At 70.8% G+C, this 13,896-nt stretch carries 11 protein-coding genes; 8 read left to right on the forward strand and 3 right to left on the reverse strand.

Annotation, left to right across the window (positions count from 1 at the left end):
- Window positions 1-23: 23 nt before the first annotated feature.
- Genes AC3RX1_RS11400 through rhaI form a run of 4 tightly spaced genes read left to right on the forward strand, consistent with a single transcriptional unit; the run spans window position 24 to window position 4,217 of the window.
- Complete coding sequence (locus AC3RX1_RS11400) at window positions 24-797, forward strand: class II aldolase/adducin family protein (protein WP_491501350.1); 774 nt, start codon at window positions 24-26, stop codon at window positions 795-797.
- Complete coding sequence (locus tag AC3RX1_RS11405) at window positions 797-1,489, forward strand: HAD family hydrolase (RefSeq protein ID WP_491501351.1); 693 nt, start codon at window positions 797-799, stop codon at window positions 1,487-1,489. Before AC3RX1_RS11400 ends, AC3RX1_RS11405 begins: the two co-directional genes overlap by 1 nt.
- A 40-nt stretch (window positions 1,490-1,529) precedes the next feature.
- A complete protein-coding gene (locus tag AC3RX1_RS11410) occupies window positions 1,530-2,996 on the forward strand; it encodes an FGGY-family carbohydrate kinase (protein ID WP_491501352.1) in 1,467 nt (488 codons plus the stop codon).
- Window positions 2,997-3,050: 54 nt separating this feature from the next.
- On the forward strand, window positions 3,051-4,217 hold the full coding sequence (gene rhaI, locus AC3RX1_RS11415) for an L-rhamnose isomerase (RefSeq protein ID WP_491501353.1): 1,167 nt from the start codon (window positions 3,051-3,053) through the stop codon (window positions 4,215-4,217).
- 63 nt (window positions 4,218-4,280) lie between these two features.
- Here rhaI and AC3RX1_RS11420 read toward each other — a convergent pair whose 3' ends face one another.
- Complete coding sequence (locus AC3RX1_RS11420; RefSeq protein WP_491501354.1) at window positions 4,281-5,906, reverse strand: DEAD/DEAH box helicase; 1,626 nt, start codon at window positions 5,904-5,906, stop codon at window positions 4,281-4,283.
- A 174-nt stretch (window positions 5,907-6,080) separates the two neighbouring features.
- On the opposite strand from AC3RX1_RS11420, the gene lplAB reads away from it, so the two are divergent.
- The 3 genes from lplAB to AC3RX1_RS11435 all read left to right on the forward strand — a co-directional run bounded on the left by lplAB (window position 6,081) and on the right by AC3RX1_RS11435 (window position 9,203).
- Complete coding sequence (gene lplAB / locus AC3RX1_RS11425) at window positions 6,081-7,130, forward strand: lipoate-protein ligase LplAB (RefSeq protein ID WP_491501355.1); 1,050 nt, start codon at window positions 6,081-6,083, stop codon at window positions 7,128-7,130.
- Complete coding sequence (locus AC3RX1_RS11430; protein ID WP_491501356.1) at window positions 7,109-8,137, forward strand: DNA-methyltransferase; 1,029 nt, start codon at window positions 7,109-7,111, stop codon at window positions 8,135-8,137. The genes lplAB and AC3RX1_RS11430 overlap by 22 nt, the downstream gene beginning before the upstream one ends.
- A 79-nt stretch (window positions 8,138-8,216) precedes the next feature.
- Window positions 8,217-9,203: an LLM class F420-dependent oxidoreductase gene (locus AC3RX1_RS11435; protein ID WP_491501357.1), complete on the forward strand. Its 987-nt coding sequence runs from the start codon at window positions 8,217-8,219 to the stop codon at window positions 9,201-9,203.
- 72 nt (window positions 9,204-9,275) lie between these two features.
- Here the strand turns inward: AC3RX1_RS11435 and AC3RX1_RS11440 are convergent, their stop codons facing one another.
- Window positions 9,276-10,790, reverse strand: a complete 1,515-nt coding sequence (locus AC3RX1_RS11440; RefSeq protein WP_491501358.1) for a carboxylesterase/lipase family protein — start codon at window positions 10,788-10,790, stop codon at window positions 9,276-9,278.
- Complete coding sequence (locus tag AC3RX1_RS11445) at window positions 10,787-11,503, reverse strand: TetR/AcrR family transcriptional regulator (protein ID WP_491501359.1); 717 nt, start codon at window positions 11,501-11,503, stop codon at window positions 10,787-10,789. The genes AC3RX1_RS11440 and AC3RX1_RS11445 overlap by 4 nt, the downstream gene beginning before the upstream one ends.
- Window positions 11,504-11,602: 99 nt before the next feature.
- On the opposite strand from AC3RX1_RS11445, the gene AC3RX1_RS11450 reads away from it, so the two are divergent.
- Window positions 11,603-13,861: a glycoside hydrolase family 3 C-terminal domain-containing protein gene (locus AC3RX1_RS11450; protein ID WP_491501360.1), complete on the forward strand. Its 2,259-nt coding sequence runs from the start codon at window positions 11,603-11,605 to the stop codon at window positions 13,859-13,861.
- Window positions 13,862-13,896 lie beyond the last annotated feature (35 nt).

Consider the following 13,896-nt stretch of genomic DNA (forward strand, 5'->3'; position numbering starts at 1 on the left):
GCCCCGACCGAAAGACGCGACCCATGGCCACGACCTGGCAGCCCGATCTCGTAAGCGACGAACTCGTCGGACTCAGCCGGACCCTCGGCGACCCCGCGAAGGATCTCGTGATCCTCGCGGAAGGGAACACCTCTCAGCGGCTGGCCGATGGGCGGATCGTGGTGAAGGCGTCGGGATCGTATATGGCCAGTGCGAGTCGCGACGATTTCGTCGTGACCGAGGTCGAGCCGCTCATCATGCTGATGGAGGACCGTTCCCGGGGCCAGGAGGAGCTCACGGCGCTTCTTGACGCGGGGATGCACGGGGGAGTGCGCCGGCGCGGGTCGATAGAGACCCTCGTGCATGCTGCCGTGCAGTCCGTCGCGCCGACCGCGTTCGTCGCGCACACGCATCCGACGCCCGTGGTCGGGCTGCTTGCGAGCATCCACGCAGCGACCGCGTTCGACGAATGGGTCTACTCCGACGAAGCGGTGGTCATCGGGGTGCCGCTGTTCGTGCCGTACGCGGCACCCGGCATCGACCTCGGCCGCATCTTCCTCGACCGACTGCGCGGCTATGTCGACGAACGGGGCGAACTGCCCTCGGCTGTCGTGCTCGGCAATCACGGGATGGTGGCGTTGGCCGGTACAGCCGAGGCTGCGGAGGCGATCACTCTCATGACGGTGAAAGGCGCGCGGGTCCGGCTGGATGCGCTCTCGGTCGGCGGGATGCGGGGCCTGGGCGACGAGGCTGTGGCGAAGTACTTCGAGCGCACCGACATGATCGAGCGTCGCAGGAACCTGGCGGGCACGGTCTGATGGCACGGTTGAAGGCGGTGTTCTGCGACGTCGGAGGTCCGATCTACGACGACGAGAACTTCGTCGCGGCGGTGCTGGTCGCACTCGATGACCTCCGGGCCGCAGACGGCCTGCCGCCGACAGATCGGGCTATGTTCCGTGAACTGTACGACCGGAGCAGGGCTGCCCAGGGGGGATCGCTGCGGGGGGCGCTGGCCGAGCGCTTTCTCGGCTCGCGCGAGCGGCGCGACGAGCTGCACGCGCGTACGCGCGAGCATTGGGTGCACCCGGTCGGCACGCTGTACCCCGACGTGCTGCCGTTTCTGAGGTCGTTGCGCGACCGGGTGACGGTCGGCATCCTCGCCAACCAGGAGGAGGGTGTCGTGCGGGCGCTCGAGCGGGACGGCGTCGCCCCACTCATCGACGTCTGGGGCGTGTCGGCGCTCGTCGGACACGAGAAGCCCTCGCCCGAGCTGTTCCAGTGGGCGCTCGCACAGGCGGGGGCCACGCCCGACGAGGCCGTGCACATCGGCAACCGCCTGGACACCGACGTGCGGCCCGCCCGCGCGCTCGGGCTTTCCACCGTATGGGTGCTGCGCGGAGAGGCCCCCGATTCCCCCACTCCCGACCAGCTCTCCGAACCCGACCTGGTCGTGCGCGGGCTGGACGGACTCGGGCCACGTCTGTTCGAACTCCTGGAGTCGCGGGCATGAGCCGGACCACACAGCGGTGCGAGAGCGTGGGGGCAGTGCGATGACGATCGTGCTGGGCGTCGATCTGGCCACCGCGGACGTGCGCGTGCAGGCGGTCGACGTGGATACCGGACAGACCGTCGCTGAAGCGCGCGCCGCGCTGCCCGTGCGGGGCGCGGGCGCCGCGGACGGTGAGACTGGGGCGGGCGCGCCGGGGGCGCGCGTGCAGGCTGCCGACCACGGGCGTCTGACCCGCGAACTCGTCGGGGCCCTCGCAGGCCGCCTCGACGTGCGCGCCGGCGAGGTGCGTGCGGTGTCGATCACGGGGACCTCCGGCACGGTCGTCCCTGCCGACGCGCTGGGCCGCCCGATCGGTGACGCCGTGCTCTACGACGACCCCCGTGGGGCCGACGAGCGACGGCGGCTCGCCGAGGCGGGCATCGTTGATCGGCCGACGACCGCCCTCGCCCGTGCCGCGTGGATGCATGCCACGTCCCCCGCCGCCCGTTACGTCTTCACTCCCGACATCGCCGCGGCCGCTCTGGCGGGTCGCCTGCTTCCCTCCGACACGTCACACGCGCTCAAGAGCGGCATCGACCCCGTTTCGGCGAGCTGGGACGAGGACGCTCTGGCCCTGCTGGGTCTGCAGCGAGGACGAATGGCGCAACTGGTGCATCCCGGCACGGTGATCGGCGAGATCGCGCACCCCGAAGAGCTCGGGCTGCCTGCCGGGGTGAGCATCGTCGCCGGGATGACAGATGGCTCGACGGGGCAGCTCGCAACCGGAGCCGTCCGTGAGGGCGACACCGTCGGCGTGCTCGGCACCACGCTCGTGCTCAAGGCGGTCTCCCCGCACGAGGTGATGGACCCTGCCTCAGGGGTGTATTCGCACGCCGCGCCGGATGGTCTGTTCTGGGCTGGCGGCGCCTCCAACACGGGGGCGGGAGTGCTGCGCGGCGGCCTGACCGCCGGACTCGATCCCGCGGATGCAGCCCGCGCAGTGGAGGGATACGGTCCGTCCGAACTGGTCGTGTACCCGCTGGCGCGGCAGGGGGAACGATTCCCGATCGTGGACCCGCGATTCGAGGGGTTCTCGATCGATCTGAACGGGCGAGCACGCGAGGCCACGACGCCCGTAGCGCGCTTTCGCGCGGTCTACGAGGGTGTCGCCCTCGTCGAGCGCCTCGCGTTGGAACGCCTCGGTCAGCTGGGAGTGGAGTGCCGGCGTCACCACGTCGCCGGGGGCGCAGCAGCCAGCGACGTCTGGAACCGCATCCGGGCATCCGCCCTGGGTCAGCAGATCGTCGTGACGCCCGGAGCCGGCAGCGCTCGCGGCGCGGCCGTCATCGCGGCTGCGGCGATCAGTGGCGAGCCGCTGGGCGTGATAGCCGAGCGCTTCGCTGGGGCGCGCGGTGTCGTCGACCCCGATCCGGGGCTGACGGCCGCACTCGATGACCGCTACCGGGTTCTCTGTGAGCGCCTGGCGCAGCAGACCGGGCACCCGTTCGTCGAACCGGCCCACACATGACCACCCCAATTGAGCCGCAGAAGAGGTCAGCGGCCATGATCCAGGAGGATTCCCATGGTTCAGTTCAGTGACATCGCGTCCGAACTCGAGCGGCAGGCTATCGAGCTTCCCAGCTGGGCGTTCGGCAACTCGGGCACGCGGTTCCGCGTCTTCGGCACGCCCGGTACGCCCCGCACCCCGCAGGAGAAGATCGCCGACGCCGCTCAGGTGAACAGGTACACGGGGCTTGCCCCGACGGTCGCTCTGCACATCCCCTGGGACAAGGTGGACGACTACGGTGCCCTGCGCTCGTATGCGAACGACCTCGGTGTCGCACTGGGCACCGTGAACTCGAACACGTTCCAGGATGAGGCCTACAAGTTCGGCTCCCTCGCCTCCGGCGATGCCGCGGTGCGACGCAAGGCGATCGATCACCACCTCGAGTGCATCGACATCATGCATCAGACCGGCTCACGCGACCTGAAGATCTGGCTCGCCGACGGCACGAACTACCCGGGCCAGGGTGACATCCGCTCCCGGCAGGATTGGCTCGCCGAGTCGCTCCGCGAGATCTACGACGCCCTCGGCGACCAGCAGCGCCTCGTCCTCGAGTACAAGTTCTTCGAGCCGGCCTTCTACCACACCGACGTGCCGGACTGGGGTACGTCCTACGTGCACGTCAGCGCGCTGGGCGAGAAGGCCTTCACCTGTCTGGACACCGGTCATCACGCGCCCGGCACGAACATCGAGTTCATCGTGGCTCAGCTCTTGCGACTCGGCAAGCTCGGCTCGTTCGACTTCAATTCGCGCTTCTACGCGGATGACGACCTCATCGTCGGGGCGGCGGATCCTTTCCAGCTGTTCCGGATCCTGTTCGAGGTCGTGCGCGGCGGCGGCTACGACGTCGGGTCACCGGTGGCGTTCATGCTCGACCAGTGCCACAACATCGAAGAGAAGATCGTCGGACAGCTGCGGTCGGTGCTGAACGTTCAGGAGATGACCGCCCGCGCACTGCTGGTCGACCGCGAGGCGCTGACCGCCGCACAGACCGAGAACGACGTACTGGGCGCGAACGGCATTCTGATGGACGCGTTCTACACGGACGTGCGCGCGGACCTTGCCTCCTGGCGCGAGGGCCGGGGTCTTCCCGCCGACCCGATCGCCGCGTTCCGAGCGTCGGGCTACCAGGAGAAGATCGTCGCTGAGCGGGTAGGCGGTGTCCAGGCCGGCTGGGGTGCGTGAGCGGGGCGCTCCGCTGGGCTTTCAGTGACCGCCGGGGTGCTGAGCGGGGCGCTCGCTGGGCGCTCAGTGACCGCCGGGGTGCGACGCGCGGCGGGAACCGCGGGAGCGGACGCTGCCCACTGTCGCGCCGATGGTCGGCTTGCCGCACGCCGTGCGCCCGCTCTGCGGGGCCGGCGTGCGCGGTGCCTGCGCCCCGGAGGAGCGTCCACCGGAACCGCCGTGCTGCTCGTGAGAGCGTCCGGCACCGCCCGCGCGGCGACCGCTCGGACGCTGGTTGCCGCGCGCCGCATTGCCGGCCGCGCCGTCTCGCCGCGACTCACCAGCTGCTCCGCCGGACGGAGCAACTGGTGAGTCCGCGGCGCCCGAGCTGCCAGAGCGACGCCGGCCGTTCGCCGAGCCAGCGGAGCGCTGCCCGGCGCCCCCACCCGAATTCCCACGGCCGGTGCCGCGACCTGCGCCTCGACCTGAAGCTGCGTTGCGCGCCGCCGCAGCAGGCGCGACCACCGGCTTGACGTGCGGAGCAGGCTCGCCGACGAGCTCTGCGACCGCGGCATCCTCAGCATCCACCGTCTCGAACGGCGCCTTCAGCTTCGCCTTGCGGAGCAGGTCGGTGACGTCGCGGCGCTGCGCGTCGAGCGCCACGGTGACGACGGTGCCCTCGGCTCCGGCGCGGGCCGTGCGGCCCGAGCGATGCAAGTATGCCTTGTGTTCGACGGGCGGGTCGACGTGCACGACGAGCTCGACGTCGTCGACGTGCACGCCGCGGGCGGCGACATCGGTCGCGACGAGCACGCGCACACCGCCGGCTTCGGGATCGGCGCCGAAGGCGGCGAGGTTGCGCTCGCGCGCGTTCTGAGACAGGTTGCCGTGCAGGTCCACCGCCGGAATGCCCGCCGCCGTCAGCTGCTTCGCAAGCTTCTTGGCCTGGTGCTTGGTGCGGGTGAACAGGATGCGGCGGGCGCGGCCCGAGGCCAGATGCCGGACCAGGGCCGACTTCTGCTCGGCGTCCACGACGAACACGCGGTGCGTCATGGCGCCTGCCGGTACGGAGGCCTCGTCGACCGAGTGCGTGACGGCGTTGTGCAGGAATCGGGTGACGAGCTTGTCGACGCCGCGGTCGAGGGTCGCGCTGAACAGGAGGCGCTGGCCGGCGGCGGGTGTGGCCGCCATGATGCGGGTGACGCCGGGCAGGAACCCGAGGTCGGCCATGTGATCGGCCTCATCCAGCACCGTGATCTCAACCTCGTCCAGGCGCACGACGCCCTGCTTCATGAGGTCCTCCAGGCGACCGGGGCACGCCACGACGATGTCGACGCCGCGGCCCAGCGCCTGCTCCTGGGGGCGCTGGCTCACTCCGCCGAAGACCGTGGTCACCGTCAGGCCCGCGGCATCCGCCAGCGGAGCCACGGTCGCTGCGATCTGCGAGGCGAGCTCACGCGTGGGTGCGAGCACGAGGCCCTGGGGCTTGCCGGGCTGGCGGCGGCGGTTGGATGCGGCCAGGCGCGCCACGAGGGGCAGCGCGAACGCGATGGTCTTGCCGCTGCCGGTGCGACCGCGGCCCAGCACGTCGCGGCCGGCCAGCGAATCGGGCAGCGTGTCGCGCTGGATGGGGAAGGCCTCGGTCTTGCCGTCGGCTTCGAGCACGGCAGCGAGATCGGCGGGCACGCCGAGAGACAGGAAGGAAGACATAGGGATGCTTTCGGGTGGTGCACGGGGACGTGCGGTGGGCGACGGCGCAGAGGTGCGCATCGTTTCGCCGTTCGAGAAGATGCCGGGGCGGGAGGGAAGCTCCCGGTGGCGCGCGTATCGACGACGCAGCGGCAGGGCCGCGGCATCCACTCTACCGGGCCGTAGGCTGTGAACATGCACGGTGAATACAAGGTGCCGGGGGGCAAGCTCGTCGTCGTCGACCTCGAGGTGCGCGACGGGCGCATCTCGGATTTTCATCTGGCGGGAGATTTCTTCCTCGAGCCCGACGACGCCCTCGCCGACATCGACGCGGCCGTCACCGGACTCGATGTCAACGCCGATGCCGCCGCCATCGCCGCGACCGTGCGGGCGGCGCTGCCCGAGGGCGCCCAGATGCTCGGCTTCACCCCCGAAGCGGTGGCGACCGCGGTGCGCCGGGCGCTCATCGTCGCGCCGGGCTGGGACGAGTTCTCGTGGGAGATCGTGCATGACAAGCCCGTGTCGCCGCGCATGAATCTCGCCCTGGACGAAGTGCTCACCACCCGTGTCGGCGACGGGCGCCGCAACCCGACCCTGCGGATGTGGGAGTGGGACCAGTCCGCGGTGGTGATCGGGTCGTTCCAGTCCCTGCGCAACGAGGTCGACCCGGACGGGGCGGCGCGGCACGGCTACGACGTCGTGCGGCGCATCTCCGGCGGTGGCGCGATGATGATGGGCGCGAATTCGATCGTGACCTACTCCCTGTACGTCCCCGCGTCGCTCGTCGCGGGCATGACGTTCGCCGATTCGTACGCGTTCCTCGATGACTGGGTGCTGCAGGCGCTGCGCTCGCTCGGCATCGACGCCGTGTACCAGCCGCTGAACGACATCGCCGGTCCTTCGGGCAAGATCGGCGGCGCCGCGCAGAAGCGCCTCGCCAACGGCGGAGTGCTGCACCACGCGACGCTCAGCTACGACATGGACGGTCAGGTGATGACCGAGGTCCTGCGCATCGGCCGCGAGAAGCTCAGCGACAAGGGCACGGTGTCGGCGGCCAAGCGAGTGGATCCGCTCCGGAGCCAGACGGGTCTGCCGCGCGAGGCGATCATCGAGCGCTTCATCGACACGTTCGCGAACCTCTACGGGGCGGTTCCCGGCCACATCACCGAAGAGGAATACGCGGAGGCGGAGGCGCTCGTGGAGTCGAAGTTCGCGACCGAGGCGTGGCTGCGCCGCGTGCCGTGAGCGTCGCCGGCGGGGCCATCGGACCCAGTGCCGGGCGCCCGGGCGAGGTCGACATCCATCACGGCGACAACCTCGCCGTCGCGTCCATCCTCCCCGATGGCGCCTTCACCCTCGTCTACCTCGACCCGCCGTTCAACACCGGCCGGGCGCGGCACCGCGTGATGCCCGATCGCGAAGGGCAGACCGCCTCCGTGTGCAGAACTCCGCAAATATTGACCTCCGGCCGCCCGGATCAGCCGTTCCCGGCCGTTCCGGGCTCGGATCACCGGAGTTCTGCACGCGACGCCCCCATGGCGTTCCCCGACGCCGAGCGGCAGCGCGGGTTCCGGGGCCGCGAGTACGCGCGGATCCGCGAGAGCCTGCGCGTCTACGACGACCGGTTCGACGACTACTGGGGCTTTCTCGAGCCGCGACTGCGGGAAGCATGGCGGCTGCTCGCCGACGACGGCACGCTGTACCTCCACCTCGACTTCCGTGAGGCGCACTATGCGAAGGTGCTGCTCGATGCGCTGTTCGGCCGCGACAGGTTCCTCAACGAGATCATCTGGGCGTACGACTACGGGGCGAAGAGCAGGCGCCGCTGGCCGACGAAACACGAGACGATCCTCGTGTACGTGAAGGACCCGGATCGGTACTGGTTCGACTCGAGCGCCGTCGACCGGGAACCGTACATGGCGCCCGGCCTCGTCACCGCGGAGAAGGCGGCGCGAGGAAAGCTCCCGACCGACGTGTGGTGGCACACCATCGTGCCGACGAGCGGTCGCGAGAAGACGGGATACCCGACCCAGAAGCCCGAGGGCATCCTGCGGCGCATCGTGCAGGCATCGACCCGTCCCGGGGATCGCGTTCTCGACCTCTTCGCGGGCAGCGGCACCACCGGGGCCGTGGCCGCGGCCCTCGGCCGCCGCGCGGTCCTCGTCGACAACAGCCCCGAAGCCATTGCGGTGATGCGGGCACGGATGCCGCACGCCCGCCTGGTCGGCCAGGCGACGCCCGAACGTGCGTAGCCGGAGCGCCGGGCCGGGCCGCGCCCCGCAAGCGCGGCGCCGCGCCGCGCCGCCGCATCCCGCGTCGTAGGCTGACCGCATGCGATTCGGAACATTCCTCCCCCAGGGCTGGCGCTTCGACCTCGTCGACATCGTCGACAACGACCACTGGAACACCATGCGCACACTCGCGCAGCGCGCCGACGCGGGGCCGTGGGAATCGCTGTGGGTCTACGACCACTTCCACACCACTCCCGTGCCGAGCGAGGAGGCGACCCACGAGGCGTGGACGCTCATGGCGGCGTTCGCGGCGAGCACCTCACGCATCCGTCTCGGACAGATGTGCACCTGCATGGGATACCGCAACCCGGCGTACCTCGCCAAGGTCGCCGCAACCGTCGACCACGTCTCCGCCGGGCGCCTCGAGATGGGGATCGGCGGCGGGTGGTACGAGCACGAGTGGCGCGCGTACGGCTACGGGTTCCCCGAGGTGCCCGCGCGGCTGCGCAAGCTGCGCGAAGGCGTCGAGATCATGCATCAGGCCTGGACCACCGGCACTGCGACCTTCGACGGGCGCGAGTATCAGGTCGACGGCGCGATCGTGCGTCCCCTGCCCGTGCAGCCGGGCGGTGTGCCGCTGTGGATCGCGGGAGGCGGCGAGAAGGTGACGCTGCGGATCGCCGCGCAGTACGCGTCGTACACGAACTTCGCCGGCTCGCTCGAGGAGTTCGACCGCAAGGACGCCGCGCTGCGCGGTCACTGCGAGCGGATCGGGCGGGATCAGTCCGAGATCGTGCGGTCGTCGAACTTCAACACGATCGTCGCGCCGACCGAGGCCGAGGCGCGTGAACGGCTCGCCGCCGTCAAGGCGCGGCTGCTGCCCCACGTCGGACAGGAGCACGCCGACCGGATCGAGCACGACTACCTCGGTTCCGACGCGTTCGGCACCCCGGAGCAGGTGATCGAGAAGCTCACGACCCGTCGCGAGCACGGGCTCGGCTACTCGATCCACTACTTCCCGGAGATGGCGTACGACCTCTCGGGCGTCGAGCTGTTCGAGCGTGAGGTCATACCCGCCCTGTCCTGAGCGGGATGCGTCTGAGCGGGATGCGTCTCGAGCGGGGGCGTCTTGTGCGGGATCCGTCTTGACCGCGGTGCGTCAGACCAGCGCCTGGGCGCTCGCGTACCCGTCGGCGACCACGTCGCGGGCGGATGCGTCGGCCCCGAACAGTCGCGTCGTGCCGGGGCTCGAGCTCCACGGGGTCCAGCCGGCGTCGCGGCTGCGAATGAACCCGACGGCAGCGCCGTGCACGGCGTCGGCGAGCGCCTGTGGCGGATGGGGTCCGGCGGTGTACTCGACGCCGACGGGGGAGTCCAGGCAGTCCCACCAGAACGGCATGTCGAGGCAGTGGCACGCCCAGCCGATCGACGGCGAGACCCAGACGAAGCGGTAGACCCACGTCGGCGCGGCGTCATCATTCCGCTCGCAGTCGACGCCGTGCGCACCGGAGCCCGCCGATCGCGCCTGCGCGATCCGCACGAGCGGCGCGCGGAAAACGGTATCGGTCACGAACCGGCCGAGCACGGCCGCGGTGCCCTTCCGTCGTTGATGGCGGTTCGCCGCGAGATACGCCCTGCCCCTCGGCCCGCGCAGACCGAGGACCGCCAGACCGATCGCAGCGGGGACCAGTCGCAGCTTCCGACGCATCCCGTCTGTGGCCATCGTGAACTCGTCGTCGGTCGTGCCGAACACGAGCGGCTTGTCGGCGCCGACTCCCGCGCGGATCGCCTCGAGCGTCGGCTGCGCCAGCAGATCGCCGTCGAGCAGCGGCCCCCACTGCAGCCCGTTCGCGAGCAGGTCGCGCGACTCGCCCATCGGGTCGCCCGACTCGCCCTTTCCGGCCTCGGTCTGCAGCGTGAGAACCGTCGCCTCGTCGAGCGAGGCGAATCCGTCACGCGTCGCCGGCACGCCGCCCATCCGGGCCATCTTCGCCGTGAGCGTCCCCGCGCGCTCCAGCGAGACGTTCGCCACCGCCGGAGAGGCCGCCCACACGGCCTGGAACAGATGCTGCGCCTGCGGCATCCCGAGCAGCGTCAGGACGGCGCCACCGCCCGCCGACTGCCCGGCGATCGTGACGCGGTGCGGGTCGCCGCCGAATGCCGCGATGTTCTGCTGCACCCATTCGAGGCCGGCGAGCCAGTCCCTCACTCCGCGGTTCGACGGCGCACCGGGGATGTGTCCGAACCCGTCGAACCCCAGGCGGTACGACAGCGTGACGGTGACAACACCGTCGCGGTTGAACGCGGCACCGTCGTACCAGGGACTCGCCGGCGATCCGCCGATGTAGCCGCCCCCGTGGATCCACACGAGCACCGGCAACGACGCTGCCACGTCGGGTGTGTAGACATTGACGTTCAGGGTCGCGTCGCCCGGCACCGACGGCTCGGGGATGAGGGTCTGCTCGGCGAGCGCCTTCCGCTGCGCCGTCGCTCCGTACTCGAGGGCGTCGCGCACCCCGTCCCATGGCTCGGGCGGAACCGGAGCGGCGAACCGCAGCTCGCCGACGGGGGCCTTCGCGAACGGGATGCCGAGGAACGCGATCGACCCGCCGCGCCGGCGGCCGCGCACGGCTCCGGCGGTGGTCCGGACGATCTGATCCTCGGTCGGGTTCATCGCGGCTCCTTGCCGGCGCTCGTCTCGGCTCCTGGCTCCGCAACCGACGCCTCGCCGTGGCTCGTCTCGGCTCCGGGCTGCGCAACCGGCGCCTGCGTCCCGTCCTGCGCTCCGGTGAGCGCGGTGAACAGGGCGTCCACGGTGCCTGCCATGTCGACGCGGGGGTCCAGCATCCATTGCACCTGCAGCCCGTCCGCCACGGCCTGGAAGATGCGCGCGAACGTGTCGGCGTCGAGGTCGCCCCTCATCACCCCGTCTGCCTGTGCGCGGACGATCGCATCGGCGAACGCCGCTCGCAGCCCCGCACCGCGCTGCAGGAAGTAGGCATGGGCGGGGTGCTCCGGGTCGACGGCGTCGACGGCCAGCCGGGAGAACAGCTGCACGACGCCGGGCACCTCGCTGTTGTGACGGATCACCTCGAGGAACCCGGTCCGCATCGCGGCGAGAGTCGGGTCATCGGCCCCCGATCCCGCCGAGGCCGCAGCGTCGACGTCATCGCGCTTGCGGAGGATCTCGGTGAACAGCTCCTCCTTGGAGTCGAAGTAGTGCAGGAGCCCCGCCTGGCTGAGCCCGACCGCGTCGGCCAGCTGCTTGACCGAGGCGCGCGCGTACCCCTCGCGGGCGATCACGTCGAGGGCGCGGGCCAGGATCTCCTCGCGTTTGGCGACGCCCTTCGCGTAGGAGCCGCGGCGCTGCGCTCCGGTCTTCGGCATGACATCACGATAAACCGAACAGTGCTTGATTTCTCAAAACCAAGTGGCATATGGTTTCTGCAGTGCTCAGCGCAGAGCGTCCGGAAGAAGGAGAACCCGATGACCGACCAGCTCCCCGCCGATGTGAGCGGCCTCACTCTGGAGCAGAAGGCCTCGCTCGCGAGCGGCGCCGACTTCTGGACGACGAAGGCGATTCCGGATGCCGGCATCCCGTCGATCATGATGACCGACGGCCCGCACGGGCTGCGCAAGCAGGTCGGCGCCAGCGATCACCTCGGCCTCTCCGACAGCGTTCCCGCCACCTGCTTCCCGCCCGCCGTCGGCCTCGGCTCGTCGTTCGACGTCGACCTCGTCGAGCGCGTGGGCGCGGCGCTCGGGGCCGAGTGCCAGATCGAGGATGTCGCCGTGCTCCTCGGCCCGGGCGTGAACATCAAGCGCTCGCCGCTGTGCGGCCGCAACTTCGAGTACTTCTCCGAGGACCCCATCGTCTCGGGCGCCATGGGCGCGGCGTGGGTGCGCGGCATCCAGTCGCAGGGGGTCGGGGCGTCGCTGAAGCACTTCGCGGCGAACAACCAGGAGCACGACCGGATGCGCGTGAGCTCCGACGTCGACCCCCGGCCGCTCCGCGAGATCTACCTGCGCGGCTTCCAGCGCGTGGTCGAAGAGGCGCAGCCGTGGACCGTGATGTGCTCGTACAACCGCATCAACGGCGTCTACGCCTCCGAAGACCCGTGGCTTCTGAAGCGCGTGCTCCGCGACGAGTGGGGCTTCGAGGGCCTCGTGGTCTCCGACTGGGGTGCGGTGAACGACCGCGTCGCGGGCATCGCGGCGGGGCTCGACCTCGAGATGCCCGGCTCGGGCGGCCGTAACGACGCCCGCATCGTCGCCGCGGTGCGGGACGGCTTCCTCGACGAGGCGGTCGTGGACACCGCCGCGCGTCGCGCGCTCGAGCTCGTGCGCAAGGCGCAGGTACGGCCGCAGGCCTCCGGACCGCTCGACGTCGACGCGCACCACGCGCTGGCACGCGAGGCCGCCGGGCGGTCGATCGTGCTGCTGCGCAACGAGGGCGGCATCCTTCCGCTGCGGCGCGATGCGAAGATCGCGGTGATCGGCGCTTTCGCCACGAGCCCCCGCTACCAGGGCGCCGGCTCGTCGCTCATCAACCCGACGCGTCTCGACCACGCGCTGGACGAGATCCGCGCAGCCGCAGAGGGTGACGTCGCATACGCCGAGGGGTTCTCGCTCACCGGCGCCGGCGACGCGGCGGCCCTGCGCGACGAGGCGGCGGCCGCCGCATCCGCCGCCGAGGTCGCCGTCGTGTTCCTCGGGCTGCCCGCGGCCGCCGAGTCGGAGGGGTACGACCGGGAGCAGATCGACCTTCCCGCCGACCAGCTCGCGCTGCTCGACGCCGTGCTCGCCGCGAATCCGCGCACCGTCGTGGTGCTCTCGAACGGCTCGGTGGTGGCGCTGCCGTTCCGTGACCGGGTGCCGGCGATCCTCGAGGCGTGGCTGCTCGGTCAGGCGGGTGGCGGCGCCACCGCCGACGTGCTGTTCGGCGCCGTGAACCCGTCGGGACGGCTCGCCGAGACGATTCCTCTCCGACTCGAGGACAATCCCTCGTACGGCAACTTCCCCGGCTCACTCGGCCACGTGCGGTACGGCGAGGGACTGCTCGTCGGTTACCGCTGGTACGACGCGCGAGCGATGCAGGTCGCATACCCGTTCGGGCATGGACTGTCGTACACGTCGTTCGCGTACGGGCATGCGTCGGCCGCCGTGGACGCATCGGGCGACGTCGTGGTGACCGTGCCGGTGACGAACACCGGCGACGCGGCGGGACGAGAGGTCGTGCAGGTGTACACCTCGCTCGCCGATTCCACCGTCGAGCGTGCGCCGCGGGAGCTGAAGGCGTTCGTGTCGGTCGAGCTGCAGCCGGGTCAGAAGCGCGAGGTGCGGCTCACGGTGCGGCGGTCCGATCTCGCCTACTGGGACATCCGTGTCGACCGCTGGGTCGTCGAGGGCGGCGACTACGTCGTCGAGGTCGCGGCCTCGAGTCGCGACATCCGTTCCCGCACGACGGTCGCGGTGAGCGGTGACGCGGTGCGGGTGCCGCTGACGATGAATTCGTCGGTCGGGGAGCTCCTGGCCGACCCCGTCGCCGGACCGATGGTGCAGCAGGCCCTCGCCGGGATGACGGAGCAGCTGGGCGACGGCAGCGCGCTCATGCCCGACGACGAGGGGATGCGGAAGATGATGGCCGCCTTCCCGATCGGGCGCCTAGCGAACTTCCCCGGCATGCCGGTGCAGCCCGAGATGGTCGAGGGACTCATCGCCGCGGCAAACGCCCAGCAGCAGTAGCGCCGCCCGGACCGCTCACCTGTCGCGAATCGACC

It is taken from the genome of Microbacterium altimontanum, assembly GCF_058349865.2.

Bases quoted from the DNA above. Each gene is read 5' to 3' on its own strand.
- AC3RX1_RS11400 (WP_491501350.1), top strand. From the start codon at position 24: ATGGCCACGACCTGGCAGCCCGATCTCGTAAGCGACGAACTCGTCGGA.
- AC3RX1_RS11405 (WP_491501351.1), top strand. From the start codon at position 797: ATGGCACGGTTGAAGGCGGTGTTCTGCGACGTCGGAGGTCCGATCTAC.
- AC3RX1_RS11410 (WP_491501352.1), top strand. From the start codon at position 1,530: ATGACGATCGTGCTGGGCGTCGATCTGGCCACCGCGGACGTGCGCGTG.
- rhaI (WP_491501353.1), top strand. From the start codon at position 3,051: ATGGTTCAGTTCAGTGACATCGCGTCCGAACTCGAGCGGCAGGCTATC.
- AC3RX1_RS11420 (WP_491501354.1), bottom strand. From the start codon at position 5,906: ATGTCTTCCTTCCTGTCTCTCGGCGTGCCCGCCGATCTCGCTGCCGTG.
- lplAB (WP_491501355.1), top strand. From the start codon at position 6,081: ATGCACGGTGAATACAAGGTGCCGGGGGGCAAGCTCGTCGTCGTCGAC.
- AC3RX1_RS11435 (WP_491501357.1), top strand. From the start codon at position 8,217: ATGCGATTCGGAACATTCCTCCCCCAGGGCTGGCGCTTCGACCTCGTC.
- AC3RX1_RS11440 (WP_491501358.1), bottom strand. From the start codon at position 10,790: ATGAACCCGACCGAGGATCAGATCGTCCGGACCACCGCCGGAGCCGTG.
- AC3RX1_RS11445 (WP_491501359.1), bottom strand. From the start codon at position 11,503: ATGCCGAAGACCGGAGCGCAGCGCCGCGGCTCCTACGCGAAGGGCGTC.
- AC3RX1_RS11450 (WP_491501360.1), top strand. From the start codon at position 11,603: ATGACCGACCAGCTCCCCGCCGATGTGAGCGGCCTCACTCTGGAGCAG.